The organism is Streptomyces sp. NPDC086549, from assembly GCF_044746205.1.
Taxonomy (GTDB): Bacteria; Actinomycetota; Actinomycetes; order Streptomycetales; family Streptomycetaceae; genus Streptomyces.
Map to the genome: position 1 here is coordinate 176,569 of NZ_JBIVBS010000010.1, position 16,940 is coordinate 193,508.

Annotated in this window: 12 protein-coding genes; 8 read left to right on the plus strand and 4 right to left on the minus strand. The window is 72.1% G+C overall.

Annotated features, from left to right (window positions below; all coding sequences use genetic code 11):
* The first annotated feature begins 165 nt into the window (after positions 1-165).
* The 5 genes from ACIPSA_RS28975 (at position 166) to ACIPSA_RS28995 (ending at position 10,230) form a co-directional block, all read left to right on the plus strand.
* Positions 166-1,119 carry an alpha/beta hydrolase gene (locus tag ACIPSA_RS28975; RefSeq protein ID WP_402639566.1) on the plus strand — a complete coding sequence of 318 codons (954 nt, stop codon included), beginning with the start codon at positions 166-168 and terminating at the stop codon, positions 1,117-1,119.
* The gene (locus ACIPSA_RS28980; RefSeq protein WP_402639568.1) at positions 1,116-3,179 is read left to right on the plus strand and encodes a hypothetical protein; all 2,064 of its coding nucleotides are present in this window, start codon (positions 1,116-1,118) and stop codon (positions 3,177-3,179) included. The genes ACIPSA_RS28975 and ACIPSA_RS28980 overlap by 4 nt, the downstream gene beginning before the upstream one ends.
* Positions 3,176-4,132, plus strand: coding sequence for an AAA family ATPase (locus tag ACIPSA_RS28985; RefSeq protein ID WP_402639570.1), 957 nt, complete (start codon positions 3,176-3,178; stop codon positions 4,130-4,132). Before ACIPSA_RS28980 ends, ACIPSA_RS28985 begins: the two co-directional genes overlap by 4 nt.
* The gene (locus ACIPSA_RS28990) at positions 4,125-9,374 is read left to right on the plus strand and encodes an SAV_2336 N-terminal domain-related protein (RefSeq protein ID WP_402639572.1); all 5,250 of its coding nucleotides are present in this window, start codon (positions 4,125-4,127) and stop codon (positions 9,372-9,374) included. Before ACIPSA_RS28985 ends, ACIPSA_RS28990 begins: the two co-directional genes overlap by 8 nt.
* An 88-nt stretch (positions 9,375-9,462) precedes the next feature.
* Positions 9,463-10,230, plus strand: coding sequence for an ArsR/SmtB family transcription factor (locus tag ACIPSA_RS28995; protein WP_402639868.1), 768 nt, complete (start codon positions 9,463-9,465; stop codon positions 10,228-10,230).
* 72 nt (positions 10,231-10,302) lie between these two features.
* On the opposite strand, the gene ACIPSA_RS29000 is transcribed toward ACIPSA_RS28995, so the two are convergent.
* Positions 10,303-10,740 carry an SPW repeat protein gene (locus tag ACIPSA_RS29000; RefSeq protein ID WP_402639574.1) on the minus strand — a complete coding sequence of 146 codons (438 nt, stop codon included), beginning with the start codon at positions 10,738-10,740 and terminating at the stop codon, positions 10,303-10,305.
* A gap of 186 nt (positions 10,741-10,926) precedes the next feature.
* Positions 10,927-11,505: a sigma-70 family RNA polymerase sigma factor gene (locus ACIPSA_RS29005; RefSeq protein ID WP_402639576.1), complete on the minus strand. Its 579-nt coding sequence runs from the start codon at positions 11,503-11,505 to the stop codon at positions 10,927-10,929.
* A 94-nt stretch (positions 11,506-11,599) separates the two neighbouring features.
* Here ACIPSA_RS29005 and ACIPSA_RS29010 point away from each other — a divergent pair, with 94 nt between their 5' ends.
* On the plus strand, positions 11,600-12,643 hold the full coding sequence (locus ACIPSA_RS29010; protein ID WP_402639578.1) for a MerR family transcriptional regulator: 1,044 nt from the start codon (positions 11,600-11,602) through the stop codon (positions 12,641-12,643).
* A 35-nt stretch (positions 12,644-12,678) separates the two neighbouring features.
* Here ACIPSA_RS29010 and ACIPSA_RS29015 read toward each other — a convergent pair whose 3' ends face one another.
* Together ACIPSA_RS29015 and ACIPSA_RS29020 are read right to left on the minus strand one after the other, a co-directional pair.
* The gene (locus ACIPSA_RS29015; RefSeq protein ID WP_402639580.1) at positions 12,679-14,052 is read right to left on the minus strand and encodes a cryptochrome/photolyase family protein; all 1,374 of its coding nucleotides are present in this window, start codon (positions 14,050-14,052) and stop codon (positions 12,679-12,681) included.
* Positions 14,053-14,182: 130 nt separating this feature from the next.
* Positions 14,183-15,238, minus strand: a complete 1,056-nt coding sequence (locus tag ACIPSA_RS29020; protein ID WP_402639582.1) for an acyl-CoA dehydrogenase family protein — start codon at positions 15,236-15,238, stop codon at positions 14,183-14,185.
* A gap of 99 nt (positions 15,239-15,337) precedes the next feature.
* Between ACIPSA_RS29020 and ACIPSA_RS29025 the strand changes: the two genes are divergently transcribed.
* Positions 15,338-15,688: a YciI family protein gene (locus ACIPSA_RS29025; protein ID WP_402639584.1), complete on the plus strand. Its 351-nt coding sequence runs from the start codon at positions 15,338-15,340 to the stop codon at positions 15,686-15,688.
* A gap of 16 nt (positions 15,689-15,704) precedes the next feature.
* Complete coding sequence (locus tag ACIPSA_RS29030) at positions 15,705-16,907, plus strand: RNA polymerase sigma factor (protein ID WP_402639586.1); 1,203 nt, start codon at positions 15,705-15,707, stop codon at positions 16,905-16,907.
* Positions 16,908-16,940 lie beyond the last annotated feature (33 nt).

A 16,940-nucleotide genomic window follows, 5' to 3' on the forward strand; every position in this document is an offset into this window, starting at 1 on the left:
CACATTCGCCGTTTCCCGCCCCGCCCTGTGCGATGTGGCTAAGGTTCACCGTGGGCATCGCCCAGGCGGTGTCCGGCGCGGCAACCGGTCGATCCAGCGGAGCCGTGTGTCGCACCAGCGGTACTTCGGGGGGCGTGGGTGAGCGGTTCGGTTACTCCACAGCTTGTGTTCGTACACGGAATCGGGGGACTCCGGGACACGGCCGGTGAGCGCCGTGAGTGGCTCGATGCCCTGGCCGAAGGAGCCCGCAAGGCCGGGCACTCCGACGCCGTCTCCGGGCTGACGCAGGGCTGGCTGGCCCAGACACGCTTCGCGAACTACAGCGACCTGTTCACCGATGCCGAGGCCCAGGGCTCGGACACGGCGGAACTCGCGGAACTCGACGACGAGCAGGCACCGTTCCTGGAGGAGTTCGTCGAGACGCTGCTCGACGAACTGGGTGAGCAGGCGGCGCAGCAGGGTGACCGGCGCGCGTCCGCGGTGATCGAGGACGCCAGGGCACAACTGCCGCGCTTCGACGACCAGGCACAGGGCGCTCTGGCACCGTTTCGCGCCCTGGGGAGGGCGCTGACGACCCTGCTGCAACTGCCGGGACTGCGCCAGGGCGCCCAGTGGGCGAGCGGCCTGCCGTTGCTGTGGCACCTGAGCCAGGTCGGCCGCTACCTGGACCGCCGTGCGGCCGACGGGAGCGAGCGGCCCCTGGGCGCCCGCATCCGCGAGCGGGTTCTGCGGGGCACGGACCCGGAGCGTCCGCTCGTCGTGGTGAGCCATTCCCTGGGGAGCGTGGTCGCGTTCGAGGCGCTGCGCGACTATCCAGGGCAGGTCAAGCTACTGGTGACACTGGGTTCTCCACTGGCCACCGCAGCGGTGGTGCTGCCACGGGTGGTTCCCCAGCCGCCCCGCACCCCGGAGCGCGTGGAGCGGTGGCTGAATTTCTGGGACCGCGACGACGTCGTGGTGGGGCGTCCGCGTATCAAGAACTGGATGCTGCCCAACACCCTGGGCGTCCTCCCGGTCACCGACCGGGTGGACTCGGACGGCCCGTGGGTCCACACCGGCACGAAGTACCTGCGCCAGGCAGCCGTCGCCGGCCCCGTTGTCGAGGCGCTGCGGAAGTGACCGACCAGCCCCGGCGGCACCTGCTGGTGGTGGGCGCGCAGTGCACGGCCATGGGAACCCTGGCACGCCTGGAAGAGGCGGCCGAGCGCCTGCACGCGGTGCTCACCGATCCCGTGCGCGGCGGGTGCGCCGCCCGCCTCGGCGACAACGGGTCCCTCCTGGTGAGCGCAACACTGGAACCCGACGACGTACGCAAGGCCGTGCACGAGGCGGTCCACCGGGCGAAGGCCGACGGCGCCGTACTGGTGGTGGCCCTGCTCGGCCACGGCTTCACGCCACCGCAGCAGACCGACCTGTACTTCATGGTCGCCGGGTCCACGACCACGAGCATCAAGTCGGCGTTGAACGTCCGCCAGTTGCTCGCCGATGCCGTCGACGAGCCGGGTGTCGAAGGGGTGATCGCCCTGATCGACACCTGCCACGCGGCCGGCGCCGCACCGGATGCCGGCGTCCTGGCCGGCGGGGTGCGGGCCGGCCGCACCAGGCTGTCCGTCCTCACCGCGTCCGCGTCCGACCAGGCGGCCCGCGGCATGCGTCTGACCTTCGCCCTGATCGACGTCCTGCGTGAAGGGCTGAACGGCGCGGGCACCGCGGTGTACGCCGACACGAGGCTGACCGAGGAACTGCGCGGCCGTATCGTCGGACAGGTCGTCGGGAGATTCGAGTACGACAACGACCCCTTCGCCCTGGACGGCCTGTGGTTGGCCCGCAACGTGCTTTCCGCACCCGGCGTCGGAGGTGTGGTGGGGCCCGTGGGGCGACAGGACCTTGAAGAAGCCGTGTCGATGTGGCGTGCGAACATGCGCCTGCCCGTACGCCTGACGCGTGACGAACTCGACGAACTGCATGTGTTCGCGCAACAGGGCCGCATCGAGGACACGACCGATTCCGGGTGGCACGAGCGCGTGATCGACGTGGTGGGCACGCTCGTGGAGTGCGCCCGGACGGTCACCATCCTCAACACGGTGCTGGCCGAAGTCGTCACCAGCGACCTGCTGCGGGAGGCGCGGCGGCTGTCCGGCCTCCCGCACGAGGCGGAGGGACCGGAACTCCTGCGCGACCTGGTCGAGTTCGCGGCGCTGCGGGCCAGGAGCCTGAACGCGCCCCAGTGGAAGGCACCCGCGCGTCTCCTGGCCGCCCTGGCCCACCTGTCCGAAGCGGAAGGCGTGACCCAGCGGTTACGGGCATGGGCGCAGGAACGCGGCGTGGTCACCACGTTCAACGACGCCCTGACCGAGTTCTCCAGGCGGAGCCGGCAGGGAAGCCTGCGCCTCGTCCTCAGCCTGGCAGGCGCCCTCACCGACTGGCCGGAGGAGATCGACGCCTGGCTGGTCGGCAGCGGCGAGAAGCTCCCGGTGCACCAACGGTTCCGATGCGGATCGGCCGACCGCCTGGGCGTGGCCGCGGCGATGGGAACGGCCCTGACGTGGGCACGCGGGCGGCTCCCCGACCCGGAGGAGCTGGTCAACGTGGACGTGGCCGCCCCCGCCCACCTGCTGGCACGGTGGCGGCCCGAGGAGGCGAAGGTCGGCCGCCACCTCCTCGGCGCCCACAACACCGTGGTCGTCCGCTGGAGCGGCCGGATGGACCCGGCCGAGGAGAACGCGGAGATGAACGACGCGGCCCGCAAGGCCCTGCGCGTGATGGAAGCCCGCGGAGTCGTCCCGGTGGAGTGGATCGACGCGACCGTCCTGGGCGACCGGCACGGACTTGAGCAGAGTCTCATGACCGGCCGCTACGACACGGCGGTCGGGATCGACCACCATCCCGAGACGTTGCAGGACGTCCTCGAAGACCTGTTGCCCTACGCGCCGATCATCCTGTGGCCGCGCCCGGAAGCACGACCGGGCGACGGCGCGCTGCGCACGTTGGTGCAGCAGCACTGGCACAGTCTCCCCGCCGGCTTCACCCCCGCCTACAAGCAGCGGTGGTACCCGGAGCACGAAGGATGCGGGACGTGCCTCGGTGACGTGCGCGCGGTCTGGCACGACGAGCCGTGGCTGGAGTTCTGCCGACCGTTCGAGAATCGCGTCGTGGTCGGCCTTGAGGAGGAGTTGTGACCTGGAAGCCCTACTACCGTGGTGACGGCGAGCAGCGGGACACCCCGCTGGATCCTCCGCCCCCGTGGCGGACGTTCCCCCGCGAGCCGCAACACCGGCAGTACCAGCCACCACCCGGTCTCATCGACGCCGTCAACGCGTCCCTGCACCTGCGCCGCCCGCTGCTCGTCACCGGTCCCGCGGGATCGGGCAAGTCCACGGTCATCGAGCAGGTGGCCCACGAACTGGGCCTGGGGCAAGTGCTGCGCTGGCACATCACCTCCCGCAGCTCACTGGCCGAGGCCCTCTACCGCTACGACGCCCTGGGCCGGATCCACGCGCAGAGCCTGCGTTCGGCGATGACGCACGGAGCGGCGGGCCGGGCGGGCCGTGGCCGCAGCCGCGACGACATCGCTCCCTTCCTGCAACTCGGGCCCCTGGGCACCGCCTTGCTCCCCGCCGACCGGCCCCGTGCCCTGCTCGTCGACGAGATCGACAAGAGCGACCTGGACCTGCCCGGCGACCTGTTGGAGGTTCTGGAGCGCGGCGAGTTCGAGATTCCCGAACTCGTGCGGTACCGGCGGCCCCGCGTCGGCGTCCGCCAGTGGGACAGCCATGACGAGCATCTCGTCGAACGCGGACGGGTGCACTGCACCCAATTTCCCTTCATCCTCCTGACCAGCAACGGAGAACGGGACTTCGCACCGGCCTTCCTGCGGCGCTGCATCCGGTACACCATGCCCCCGCTGACCGCGGAGCTGCTGCGCGACATCGTCCTGGCCCACTTCGACGAAGTGCCGCCAACCGGCGAGGACCTTGTCACCCAGTTCGCCGAGCGCATCGCGGCGGGCGAGCACCTCGCCGTCGACCAGCTGCTGAACGCCGTGGCACTGCTCACCGGCGACCAGGCACCGGAGCACGAGCAGTACGAGGAACTCCACGCGCTGCTGGTGCGTGAGCTGTCCCGTGTCTGACGCCCTGACACGCCTCCTGCGGGTTCTCGGCGGGGCGCTGCCTCCCGGTGCGGACGCCCGCACCCTGGTCGACGCCCTGTGGCTGGCCGCGTCCGGCTCCGAGGGCCACGGTGCGCCGTCGACGCACGCCGTGCCCACGGACGAGGCGGCTCCCGTCCCGGAGGCCGGTCCGGCGGCACAGCCCGCCGGGCATGCGCCGCAGGGGGCCCGCCGCGTCCTCCACGGCGCGGAGGGCCGGGAGCTGTCCGTCCGCAGGCCGGGGGCGGTGTCCAGGGTCCGCGGCGTTCCCCTGACACTGGGACGCGGCAGTCCGCTTCCGGACGCCCTGGCCGTCGGCCGCGCCGTCCAGCCGTTCCGTCTGCCCTGGCGCCACGGCGGGCGCACGCGGCTGGACATCGACGCCACCGTGGAGCACTACGCCCGCGGGGGCCCTCTCGTGCCGATGTTCCGGCCCGCCCCGGAACCCTGGTTCGAAGCGGTCGTTCTGGTGGACTCCTCGCTGTCCATGACCGTGTGGGAGGAGACCACACGTGCGGTGACCGGGCTGCTGCGCAACCTCGGAGGTTTCCGCGCCGTCCACACCTGGCGCCTGGACTGGCACAACGGCGAGCCACTGGTCCAGGACCACCACGGCAGCGCGGTACCCGGCGACCGAGTGCCCCACCACGGCAGTGGCCCCCAGGGCAGACGGCTCGTCCTGCTGGTCTCCGACTGCGCCGCCCGCGGCTGGCACACCCCTGCCCCCTGGCTGCTCCTTCGCGACTGGGGCGGTCAGATCCCGGTGGCGCTGCTCGACCCGCTGCCCCCGCGGCTGTGGCGCCGCTCCGCACTGAACCTCCCCGCCGTACGGGTCAGCGGCGCTCAGTGCGGCGACCACAACGGCGGGCTCCGCTTCCGGCTGCCGCCCCGGCTGCGGCCGGGCGTGGCCGGTGAAGACGCCCTCGGCACCTGGTCCGCCCTCCCCGTCGTGTCGTGCACTCCGCACTCGCTCGGAGCCTGGGCGAGCACCCTCATGCGAGCCGACCCACGGGGCTGCGACGCCGTGCTCATCCCCGCCACCGGCCGTCTTCCCCAGACGCGCACCGGCACGGCCCCCGCACGGCAGGCCGACCCCGAGCGGCTCGCCGAGGCCTTCGTGCACACCGCGCCGGCACCCGCGGTCCGTCTCGCCGTGCTCGGCTCCAGCCTGCCCGAACTGCCCCTTCCCCTGCTGCATGTGCTGCGCGACCAGGCGGTCCCCGAGGCCCGGTACGCGGATCTCGCCGAAATGCTCACCAGCGGACTGTTCATGGTGCGGCGCGAGCCCGACGGCGATCCGGTGCTCGTGTTCCACGCCGCCGCCCAGGAGTATCTGCGCACCTTCCTGACGACGCATGACGCATGGCAGGTCGAGCGCGCCTTCAGCCGCCACGTCGCCGCCCATCCGTACGCTCCCCACGGCATCGCCACCGTGCTGCACGATCCGGCGGTGGCCGGCGAACTCCCCGCGGAGGTACGCCCCTTCGCGAAGGCCGTGACGGCGGTGCGCCGCATCCTTGAGCCGGTGCGGGTCCCGGGCGACATGGGGACCGAGGAGCCGGTCGCCGGTCCGGACAGTGAGGTGTACGCCGTCTACTCGCGGGTGCGGCAGCGTATGCGGACGTACTTCGATCAGACCGTCGAAGGCCATGCCCGCCCCGACGCCGAGTCCCTGCTACGACACTTGATCGACTACGTGCATTCCAGACTTCCGGTTCCGCTGGGCGACTGGCCGCGAGAGAGCACCTATTTCGACGAACTGCGTGCGGACGGGGGAGAGATCAGGCTCCGTGACGTGGTCGGCGACCTCCGCCTGTATCCCGGTTCGGCGGACGTCGTGCTGCAGAGGCTCGCGCTGCCTGGGCACAAGCCCGGACACGACCTGGTGTGGCATGCCGCCGGCGGGCCCGTGCACGTCAAGGTCAGGACGAGCGCCGCGTTCTCCTGGGCGGGCGTGACGGCAGACGTCCATCGCGAGTTCGCCGATGGCACGCGGCCTTCCTCTCCGGTCGACTTCTTCATGATTCTCGACACGTCCGACAAACCCGAGGGGCTGCACCATCTGAGCGACTGCGTGGCGATGATCGAGCCGGAGCCCGGGCGAGGGGATCGGGCGGCGGTCGTCCTGCGCCTCCAGACTCGTCACGGCAGCGGTTCGAACGCCGCCCGAGCGGCATTGGCCACTGCCCTGCGGGTCCTGCTGGCACGCGCCGGATCCCCGTCGTACGCAGAGATCGTCCGGGAGGCGGCGCGGGAGTCACCTCCGGTGCAGCTCAGCGGCGGCTCACTGGCTCGCTGGTTCGCCGGGCGGGCCGTTCCGGCCGGCGAGCGCGACTTCACCTGGCTGACGGGCTTCCTGACACAGCGTTCGGGTCAGGAGGGCGGCGGAGCTCTGTCACCCGCGGCGTTGGCCAGGTTGCTGGACCGCGCGCGGGAGGAGGCGCGCCGCGAAGCCTCCGGCCCGCCCGCGACGTCCTCCCTGCCGACGCCGCTCGGAGTTCCGGTCGGCGAACTGGCCGACCCCACCGTGCTGGGCGTCCACCCAGTGGTGATGCCGTCCGGTTTCGGGGACGAGGAAGCTTCGACGCCGGCCTGGCCGCCCTACATTGCACGTGAAATCGATCAGCTGCTGCACGCCGTTCTGCAGGACTGCGCCGAACGAGGCAGCCGACTGGTCATGGTGGTCGGCGCCGCGGGCTCGGGCAAGAGCCGGTTGTGCTGGGAAGCACTGCACATCCTCCCGCCCACCTGGCGGGTGTGGCAGCCCCGCTCGAGTGCCGACCTGGAGGAGGTGCTGAGCGCCCCGACCTCGATCGGGCCGCGCACCGTGATCTGGCTGGACGACGCCCAGCGTCACCTCCTGGACGTGACGGGCGGCCGGGGCGAACGTGTCGCGGAGGCGCTGCTGGAGCTTCTGCGTCGTCCGCGGGGCGGCCCGGTATTGATCCTGGGATCATTGCGCGACGAGTACTGGAACGTTGTCGGGTCGGTGCCTTTGGTGCCCCCAGCCGTCGCGGCGGATCCCCATCGGCACGCCCGGGAGCTGCTCGCCCACTGCACGCACATCTCTGTCCACTCCCAGCTCAGCCCCGCCGAGCGGGCCCGCTTCAGCGCCAGTACCGGGATCGACCCTCGCCTGGACGACGCGGTGACACGGGCTCAGGACGGCAAGGTGATCCCCTATCTCGCGAGCGGTGACGCCCAGATCGAGCGGTTGGCTTCCGCGCCGCCCGCAGCCCACGCTCTCGTGTTGGCCGCGGTCGACGCCCTCCGCTGCGGGCACGGACCGAGGCTGCCGCTGGCGCTTCTGGAAGCGGCGGTTCCCGGTTATCTCACGGACGAGCAACGGGACGGCCTCGACGACGGCTGGATCCACTCCGCCGTCGAATACCTCACGCCCTTCACGCGCAGCCCGCTCGGCGTGGCCGGACTGCTGTCCCGCGACCACACGCGGCCGGGTGAGGGGGCTTCCGCATCGCCGTGTTACCGGCTCTCCGACCACATCGAGCGATTCGGACGCGCGACCCGTGCTCGTCACGCACCTCCCGACGACCTCTGGGAGGCGCTGGCGGCGCACGCGTCGGGCCCGGACCTGGAGGCCGTCGCCCGGACCGCGGAAGCGCAGGGAGACCACCGCCGCGCCGCGCGCTTCCGCGGGCTCGCCCGACGAGCCGGTGACAGTGTGGGAGCCGACGCCGACCTGACCGAGAGCGGCGCGCGTGCCCTGCGAAGCCTCCTCCAGCGCACCGACCTTCCCCAGGCCGAGGCTCGTGCCGCCGTTGAGCAGGCCCTGGACTGGCTACGGGCCGGCGGCCGCACCGAGAACGCGCAGTTCGTTCTCAACGGGCTGCTCATGCGTGACGATCTGTCGGCCGAAGAGGTGTCCGAGGCGGTACGGAGCGCGCTGGACTGGCTGGCGGTGCACGGAGACACCCCGGCCGCGCAGTTCGTGCTCGGGCGTCTGCTGGCGAGGACCGACCTCGGTGAGCTCGATGCGAACCAGGCAGTGGTGCTCGCCCTGGACTGGCTGCGTGTCCTGGGAGACACGCAGTGGGCTCAGTACGTTCTGCGCCCCGTACTCCTGCGCGGAGATCTGACGAATCGGCAGGCGCATCTCGCCGCTCAGGCGGCGCTGAAGTGGCTCAGTCTCCACGGCAACGCCGCCACCAGCCAGTTCGTGCTGAGTGCCGCGCTGCGCAGGGACGACCTCGCTCCCGAGCCCCGCACCGGGTTGGTGGAGGCCGCCATGGGCTGGATCCGTGACGTCGGCAACTCCGAACCTGCCAAGTTCGTGCTCCGCCCCCTGCTCCAGCGCTCCGACCTCACTTCCGAAGAGGCAGGGCCGGCCAGGGAGGCGGCTCTCGACTGGCTGCGAACGCACGGCGGCAGCCTCGATGCCCAATTCGTTCTGAACGCCGTGCTGTATCGCGACGATCTGACCGCGGAGGAGGCGCGTGAGGCCGCGGACCGGGCTCTGGAGTGGCTTCGCACGCACGGTGCCGACGAGTCTGCCTGGTACGTTCAGCGCCCGTTGAGGCTGCGCACCGACCTGAGCGCAGACGTGACGGCCCAGTTGGAGGGGATGCAGGCGGCGGGAAGCCGACTCGGCGGAGGCGCCGGCCCCGCAGAACCGCGCTGGGGCGTCATCCTGGTCGCGGACATCGAGCGACTGCCCGACGACGACACGTCCTCGTTCGAACTGGGACAGGCACACCGCCGTCTGCACGACATCCTCGCCCGCGTGCTTCGCGACGTGGCTCCGCAGTGGCAGAACTGGGACAGCGGTGACGGCACGATCGTCTTCCTTCCGGGGATGTTCGTTCCCCGTGCTGTGGACCTGCTGCGTCGTCTGCGCAGGGAACTCGACGACCCCTTCTGGGACCGGCCACCGCGTCTGCGAATCGCCCTGCACTGCGGCGACGTCGTTATGGATCAGCACGGACCGGTCGGGCGGGCCGTGGTGACGGCGACCCGGCTGGCGGATGCCCCGGCTCTCCGCTCCGCTCTGCGCTCGGGAGTCCGCTCACCGCTCGCTGTGGTGATCTCCGATGACATGGTCAGCTACGGCGGCCTCACGCTTTGGGAGGAGACAGGCCCGTTCCGTCCGGTGGAGATCAGCACGAAGGGGGAGACGCTGCGCGCCTGGATCTGCGTGCCCGGATACGCGCAGCCGCCCGGGATCGCGGAGTGGGAGCGGCACCCCGAGGACGACGCGGCCGAGTGAGGGCCGGGGGAGGGCGGGTATCACCCGCCTTGACATGCAAGAAATTGACTGCATAACGTTGAGTGTGCGATCAGACGACGACTCCGGGATGGACAAGGTCTTCAAGGCGCTGGCCGACGAGACGCGCAGACGGTTGCTCGACCGCCTGCACGAGCACAACGGGCAGACGCTGGGTGAGCTGTGCGGGCGCATCGCCATGACACGGCAGTCGGTGACACAGCACCTGGCCGTCCTGGAGGACGCGAACCTGATCAGCACCGTGCGGCGGGGGCGGGAGAAGCTGCACTACCTCAACCCCGTGCCGCTCCATGACATCCAGGAGCGGTGGATCGACAAGTTCGAGCGCCCGCGCCTGCGCGCGCTCGGCGAAGTGAAGCGGCGAGCCGAGGAAGCCATGACCGACAAGCCGAGTTTCGTGTACGTCACGTATATCGCCGGCACTCCCGAGAAGGTCTGGGAGGCGCTCACCGACGCCGACCTCACCGCCGCCTACTGGGGACACCGGAACGTCTCGGACTGGAAGCCCGGCTCGCGTTGGGAGCACGTCCGTGCCGATGGCTCGGGCATCGCCGACGTGGTCGGCACCGTCGTCGAGAGCGAGCCCCCGGCCCGGCTGGTCACGACCTGGACCTCGCCCGAGACCGAGGGGCAGGAGGACAAGTACTCCCGGGTGACGTACGACATCCGGCGGCACGAGGACATCGTCCGCCTGACCGTCACCCACGAAAACCTCGACGACGAGGGCGAGCGCGCCGACGTGTCGTCCGGCTGGCCGGCGGTACTGTCCAACCTCAAGTCCCTCCTGGAGACGGGCGGTCCGATGCCGCAGGAGCCGTGGGCGGTGCCGGCGCGCTGAGCGGACACGGGAGGCCGGTCCGCCTGAGCGGACCGGCCTCCGTGTTCTTTCTTCCTTTCCTCTGCGTTCTCCTTATGGCATGGGGGCGCTCTTCGCCGCCGTACCGGCGCACATCAGCCCCAGGATCACGGCCAGGGCGCCGATGATGATGTTGTTCAGCACGACGCCGGTGTCCGGGCTGCTGCCGACGATCCAGGGCGCGATGATCATCCATACGCCCATCGCGCACATGGCCCAGCTCAGGCCGTACATGCGCGCCGGGGCCGTGGTGAATCCCAGGGCCAGCAGGCCTATCGCGATGCCCACGATCAGGTTGTGCGTGGCGAGTGCGGGCTGACTCACTGTGTAGTGGAGGATCCACGGGGAAGCCGCGCAGTACAGACCGAGAAGGAACACCGGTCCGTCCACGAGCGCGACATCGCGCCCGCCGAGCATGCGGGCGTACCGGGCCCGCATTTCGGAGACATCGGGGTGGCTTGTTATGTCACCTCTGTGCGAGACGTTGGCCATGACTCGTCTCCTTTGACTTGCAGGCCTGACCGCGTCTGGTGCGGTGCGGTGAGCGCCGCGTACATACATTCTGCGCTTATTTCTCCTTTATCTGTAGAGGTGGGACGGTTCCCGTGTTCGATCAGGTGCACACGCACCGTTTCTGCATCGAATGAGAATGTGAATGCGAACGCGCATGCGAGTTCCTCACGGGCCTGCCTGCTGTTCGAGACGCCGCCGCAACTGGTGCAGCCCGCGTCGCGCGTGGCTCTTGACCGTGCCCAGCGGCCACCCCGTGCGTGCCGCGATCTGGGTCTGCGTCAGATCCTCGTAGAAGGCCATGCGCAGCACCCTCCGCTGCGGCGCCGGGAGCCTGGCCAGCTCGTGCCCCACCAGCACGCGGTCGAGAACGGCCTCGGGCCGGCCGGCCCGGGTGCCGTCGGGGACGAGGGCCGACGCGGCCGCGGTGACCAGTTCGCCGCGCCGGCTCCGGGCGGCCAGCGCGTCGGCGATCCTGCGCCGGGTGATGCCGACGATCCAGGCGGCGAGCGGGCCGCGCTCCGGCCGGTAGCCGTGCCGTCCGCGCCACACGCCGAGGAACACCTGCTGGGTGACGTCCTCCGCCTCGCCGTTGTCGCCCAGCGAACGCCGGGCGAGGGTGTGGACCAGTGCGGACCAGCGGTGGTAGGCCGCGGCCAGGCAGGCGTCCTCGCCCGCGGCCAGGCCCCGGGCGAGCTCCTCGTCGGCGAACGACTCGTCGGCCGGATACACCGGAAACGGGGGCATGACCACGGCTCCTCACGTGTGACGGTGTCGCCATCGTGTGAGCCCGTCGACCGAGGCATCAACGCGCATCGATTGTGCGTCGTATAGTCGCGCCATGGGTGAGTACTCAGCCATGGGTGAGAGCTCGGCCGAGGACGAGCCGGACACGGCCGCGCCCGGCCCGCTCTCCCCAACCCGGGACGCCGCACTGACCACGGGTGCCCTGGCCCGCAGGCTCGGCGTCTCGCCCACCACCTTGCGGTCCTGGGACCGCCGCTACGGCTTGGGCCCCGCCCGGCGCGCCGACGGCCGGCACCGGCGCTGGACTCCCCGGGACGTGGCGATGCTGGAGACGATGTGCCGGCTGACGTCCGCGGGAGTACCGCCCGCCGAGGCGGCTCGCGCGGCGAAGGAGACGGCGGCCACCGGACGGACGTACGCCGCCGCAGATGTCCCCCGTCCCGTCCCGGCGGCCCGCCCGCTGTCCCCCGGTGACGTGCGCCGGGAGTGCCGGGGCCTGGCCCGCGCCGCGGTGCGCCTGGACGCCGCGGCCGTCGAGGACCAGCTGGTCTCCGCGGTCGCCGAACACGGCCTCACCGTGGCCTGGCAGGAGGTGATGGTGCCGACCCTGCACGCCGTGGGACGCAAGTGGGCGTCGTCGGGGGACCGTTACGTCGAGGTGGAGCACCTGCTGTCCTGGCACGTCTCCACCGTGCTGCGCCGGCACACCCGGCGGCCCGTGCCGACGGCCGACGCCATGGCCCCCGGGCCGGTGATCCTGGCCTGCGTGCCCGGCGAACAGCACACCCTGCCGCTGGAGGCGCTCAACGCCGGTCTGAGCCAACTCGGGCTGCCCACCCGGATGTTCGGCGCCGCCGTGCCCGTCGAGGCGCTCGCGGCGGCGGTACGGCGTCTCGGACCGGTCGCGGTGGTCCTGTGGGCGCAGGCCCGCTCGACGGCGAGCCTGCCGCTGGCCCAGCACGTCGCCGTCACGGAGTGGGGTGTGAAGGGCGCGCGCCGGCAGCCGCTCGTGCTGCTCGGCGGTCCGGGCTGGGCCGGCCGTCCGGCGCGCGGCATGCTGCGTCCGACGGCGCTGCGCGACGCGCTCGACACCCTGGCCGGAGCACACCGTGCCGTGCCGCGGGACGAGCCCCGTTGACTTGGCGGGGACAACGCGGACGATTTCCGGTTCGCTCAGCCGTGTCCGCGGGCCCGCCTGAAGCGGGCCAGACCGTCGGCCAGGTCCACGATCGGGTCGGGGTAGTCGAGCGCGACCCGGACCGGGCCCGGGAGCTTCCACGGCTCGTGCGCCGCCGGGCCCGCGACGCCCGCCAGCTCGGGTACCCACCGCCGGACGTATGCGCCGTCGGGGTCGTGGCGCCTGCCCTGGGTGACGGGGTTGAGGACCCGGTTGGGACGGGTGTCCGTGCCGGTGCCGGCCATCCACTGCCAGTTGAGCTGGTTGTCGGCGACGTCCCCGTCCACCAGCAGCTCCAGGAAGTGCCGGGCGCCCACGCGCCAGTCCACGTAGAGCGTCTTGGCCAGGAAGCTCGCGGTCAGCAGGCGGCCGCGGTTGTGCATCCAGCCCTCGTGGCGGAGCTGACGCATGGCGGCGTCGACGACCGGGTAGCCGGTACGGCCCTCGCGCCACGCCTCGATGTCGTCATGGGCGGTGCGTTCCGTGCGCCAGCGGTCGTGCTTCGTACGGTAGTCGGCGGTGGCCGCGCCCGGCCGTGCCGCCAGGACCTGGCGGTGGAAGTCGCGCCAGGCGAGCTGCCGTACGAACGCCTCGGCGCCCGGACCGCCCGCTCGCCGCGCCCGGTGGACGAGTTCGACCGGGGAGAGCGTCCCGAAGTGAAGGTGCGGCGAGAGCCTGGAGGTCGCGTCGCCTGCCAGGTCGTCGTGGCGGTCCTCGTAAGCGCCGACGCCGCCGCGCAGCCAGGCGGTGAGCCGCCTGCGGCCCGCCGCCTCGCCGCCGGGGGCCAGCCCCTCGGACACTCCCCGGAGCGACGCCCGCGCGGGGAGCTCCTCGGAGCCGACGCCGTCCGGCACCCGTACCGTGCGGGGCGCGCCGAGCGGCTCCCGCAGCGGCTGCCGTGACCACTGGCGGAAGTACGGCGTGAACACCGCGAAGTGGTCGGAGGAGGCCGGGGTCAGTGCTCCGGGCGCGACCACCGTGGTCACCGTTTCGTGGACGAGCAGCCGGCGCCCTTCAGCCTCCAGGGCGCGCCGCAGCCGCTCCTCCCGGCGGTGTGCGTAGCCGCTGACGTCGGCCGCCATGTGCACCTCGTCGGCGTCCGCCTCGGCGGCCACCTTGCACACCTCGTCCACCACGTCACCGGACCGGAGGACGAGCCGCCCGCCGCGCTCGCGCAGCCCCGTGTCCAGGTCGCGCAGGCAGTCGGCGAGGAACGCCAGCCGGTTCGGGGCCGTGAACCCGGCGTTCTCCACCGCCTTGTCGCGGACGAAGAGCGGCACGGCGTGGCGCGGACCGTCCAGGGCGGCCCGCAGCGGCGGGTGGTCGTGCAGGCGCAGGTCGGAGGTGAACAGGACGACCGAGACGTTCATGGCGCGGCTCCGGGTGGGACGGTGCGGACAGTGAACTGTTTCCGGCCGGGCGGGCCCAGCGGATGCACGCCCGCACACCCCGGCGCCCGGACGGCGCCCCCGTCGCGAAGGGGATCGTTCCGCCGCGCCCCTAGGAGCCGTGGCCTGACAGCGCCCTCAGGTGAGCCCGTCGTACCTCCGCCGTCTGCCCCTGCACCAGCAGGAACATCCCCTCGCGGGCCAGCCGCTGGGCCGGGCTGCGCAGATCCATGGCACGCCCGCCGGCCCCCACGACCGCCGCGGTGGTGGCCGCGCGCATGAGGTCGTACGCCTGGGTCCTGAGCGCCAGACGCTCCTCGACGCGCTCGTGCGGGACGGGGTGGTCGGCCAGCGCGTACGCCCGCCGCCGCACCTCGTCGAGGCGGGCGCGCAGCGGACGTGCCGTCTCCGGACCGTCCGGGGAGCCCTCCAGCACGCGGAGCGCGGCGTATGCCACCCCGAAGACCGCCGGGGAGGTGTTGGTGCTGCGCGGGATGTCGATCAGGGCGAATCTCTTCCGCGGGGTGCGTAGCACGACGGACTCCTCGGGCAGCCACAGGCCGTCCAGCTCCAGGGACACCGTCCGGGCGGCGGTGAGCGCCGCGAGCCGCATCGGCGGCGAGGGGCGCAGCCCCGGCTGCTCGCGCGCGTCCGCGAACGCGAACACCACGTCGTCCCGCTCGGAGACACCCGCGAGGAGCATGACGTCGTTCAGACCCCAGCCCGTGTACCACGGCACGGTGCCGTCGAAGCGCCAGCCGCCCCGCTCGGCGGTGGCACGCACGGGAACCCGGGGGAAGGCGCGGACATGGGCGTAGGCGATCCCGGCCAGCTGTTCGCCGGTCGCGAGCGAACGCAGCAGCCGCTCCCGCACGGGGAGTTCGGACTTCGCGAGCAGCTTCACCGGAGTGTGGTGCTGGGTCTGCACGAACCAGGTGGAGCCGCACGCGCCGACCAGGATCTCCATGATCTCCCGGGCAACCGCGTCGGGGGCGCCCGCCCCGCCGTACTCCCGCGGCGCGCTCACCCCGAGCAGCCCGGAACTCCTGATCGCCTCGATGTGGCTCGCCGGTACGCCCTCCTGGTCCACGTGTTCCGCCCGCGGGGCGAGCAGGTCGTCGGCGAGCCGGCGGGCGGCGGCGACGAGCGGGTGTGCTGCGATGGTCATGGAAGAGATTCTCCCGATCGTGCGGGGCGAGCCGTCGATCCGGGGGCCCGCCGTTCGTGCAGTAGGTGACAGACACCCCACGACGCCATGGAGGACGTCATGAAGCACTACCTGCTCAGCGTGGTCCAGCCGGCCGGCGGACAGCCGCCCGCTCCGGACGAACTGGCCGGAATCATGCACGACGTCGAGGCCTTCAACCAGGAGCTGCGCGACGCCGGAGCCTGGGTGTTCGCGGGCGGACTGCACGGCCCGGAGACGGCCACCGTGCTGCGCCCCAAGGACGGCGACGTCCTGATCACCGACGGGCCCTACGCCGAGGGCAAGGAGTACCTGGGCGGCCTGTGCCTGATCAGGGCCACGGACCTTGACGAGGCCCTGGAATGGGGCAGGAAGGCCGCGCTGGCCACCACCCTCCCCATCGAGGTGCGCCCCTTCGTGGACACGCACTGATGCCGGACGCCTCCTGATGCCCGACGCCTCCGACGCCTCCGCCGTCGAGGCCGTCTTCCGTGCCGAGTACGGGCGCGCGGTCTCCGTCCTCGTCCGCTTCCTCGGTGACATCGACCTCGCCGAGGAAGCGGTCCAGGACGCCTTCATCACCGCCCTGGGGAAGTGGCCCGAGGCCGGGGTACCGCCCAGCCCGGCCGGCTGGATCATCACCACCGCACGCAACCGCGCGATCGACCGGTTGCGCCGCGAGTCCTCCCGGGACGCCCGGCACGCCGAGGCCGCCCGGCTGTACGCGCCCGACGCACCGGCCGAGGAGGGCCCCGTGCGCGACGACCGGCTCCGCCTGATCTTCACCTGCTGCCATCCCGCGCTCGCCCTCCAGGCCCAGGTCGCGCTCACCCTGCGCCTGCTCGGCGGGCTCGGCACCGCGCAGATCGCCCGCGCCTTCCTGGTGCCGGAGCCCACCCTGGCCCAGCGGCTCGTCCGGGCCAAGGCCAAGATCCGCCACGCGGGCATCCCGTACCGCGTACCCCGCGACGCCGATCTCCCCGACCGGCTGAACGGCGTCCTGGCCGTCGTCTACCTGATCTTCAACGAGGGCTACACCGGCGATCCCGCCCTGTGCGCCGAAGCAGTACGCCTCGGCCGGCTGCTCGCCGAGCTCATGCCGGACGAGCCCGAGGTCACCGGTCTGCTCGGGCTGATGCTGCTCGTCGAGGCGCGCCGCCCCGCCCGGCAGGACGAGGACGGCGCGCTGGTGCCGCTGCCCGAGCAGGACCGCGGGCTGTGGGACCGTGACCTGATCTTTGAGGGCCAGGACCTGGTACGCCGCTGTCTGCGCCGGAACCGGCCGGGGCCGTATCAGATCCAGGCCGCGATCAACGCCGTGCACAGCGACGCGCCGACGGCCGGAGCCACCGACTGGGGGCAGATCCTGTGCCTGTACGACCAGCTCATGGCGGTCGCCCCGAGCCCCGTCGTGGCCCTGAACCGGGCGGTGGCGGTGGCCGAGGTCGAGGGCCCAGGGAAGGCCCTCGACCTGGTGGACGCCCTGGACCTCGGCACGTACCACGTCCTGCACGCGGTCCGCGCCGACCTGCTGCGCCGCCTCGGCCGCCCCACCGAGGCGGTACGGGAGTACGAGGCCGCCGCCGAGCTCACCGAGAGCCCGGCGGAACGCGCCCACCTCGAACAGCGCAGCCGGGACCTCACACGCTGAGCTCTTTTGTGTACCGAGTGTAATTTCCATGGC

Coding starts and splice junctions, on each gene's coding strand:
- ACIPSA_RS29030 (WP_402639586.1), top strand. CDS start 15,705: ATGCCCGACGCCTCCGACGCCTCCGCCGTCGAGGCCGTCTTCCGTGCC.
- ACIPSA_RS29020 (WP_402639582.1), bottom strand. CDS start 15,238: ATGACCATCGCAGCACACCCGCTCGTCGCCGCCGCCCGCCGGCTCGCC.
- ACIPSA_RS28995 (WP_402639868.1), top strand. CDS start 9,463: ATGGACAAGGTCTTCAAGGCGCTGGCCGACGAGACGCGCAGACGGTTG.
- ACIPSA_RS29000 (WP_402639574.1), bottom strand. CDS start 10,740: ATGGCCAACGTCTCGCACAGAGGTGACATAACAAGCCACCCCGATGTC.
- ACIPSA_RS29010 (WP_402639578.1), top strand. CDS start 11,600: ATGGGTGAGTACTCAGCCATGGGTGAGAGCTCGGCCGAGGACGAGCCG.
- ACIPSA_RS29015 (WP_402639580.1), bottom strand. CDS start 14,052: ATGAACGTCTCGGTCGTCCTGTTCACCTCCGACCTGCGCCTGCACGAC.
- ACIPSA_RS29025 (WP_402639584.1), top strand. CDS start 15,338: ATGAAGCACTACCTGCTCAGCGTGGTCCAGCCGGCCGGCGGACAGCCG.
- ACIPSA_RS29005 (WP_402639576.1), bottom strand. CDS start 11,505: ATGCCCCCGTTTCCGGTGTATCCGGCCGACGAGTCGTTCGCCGACGAG.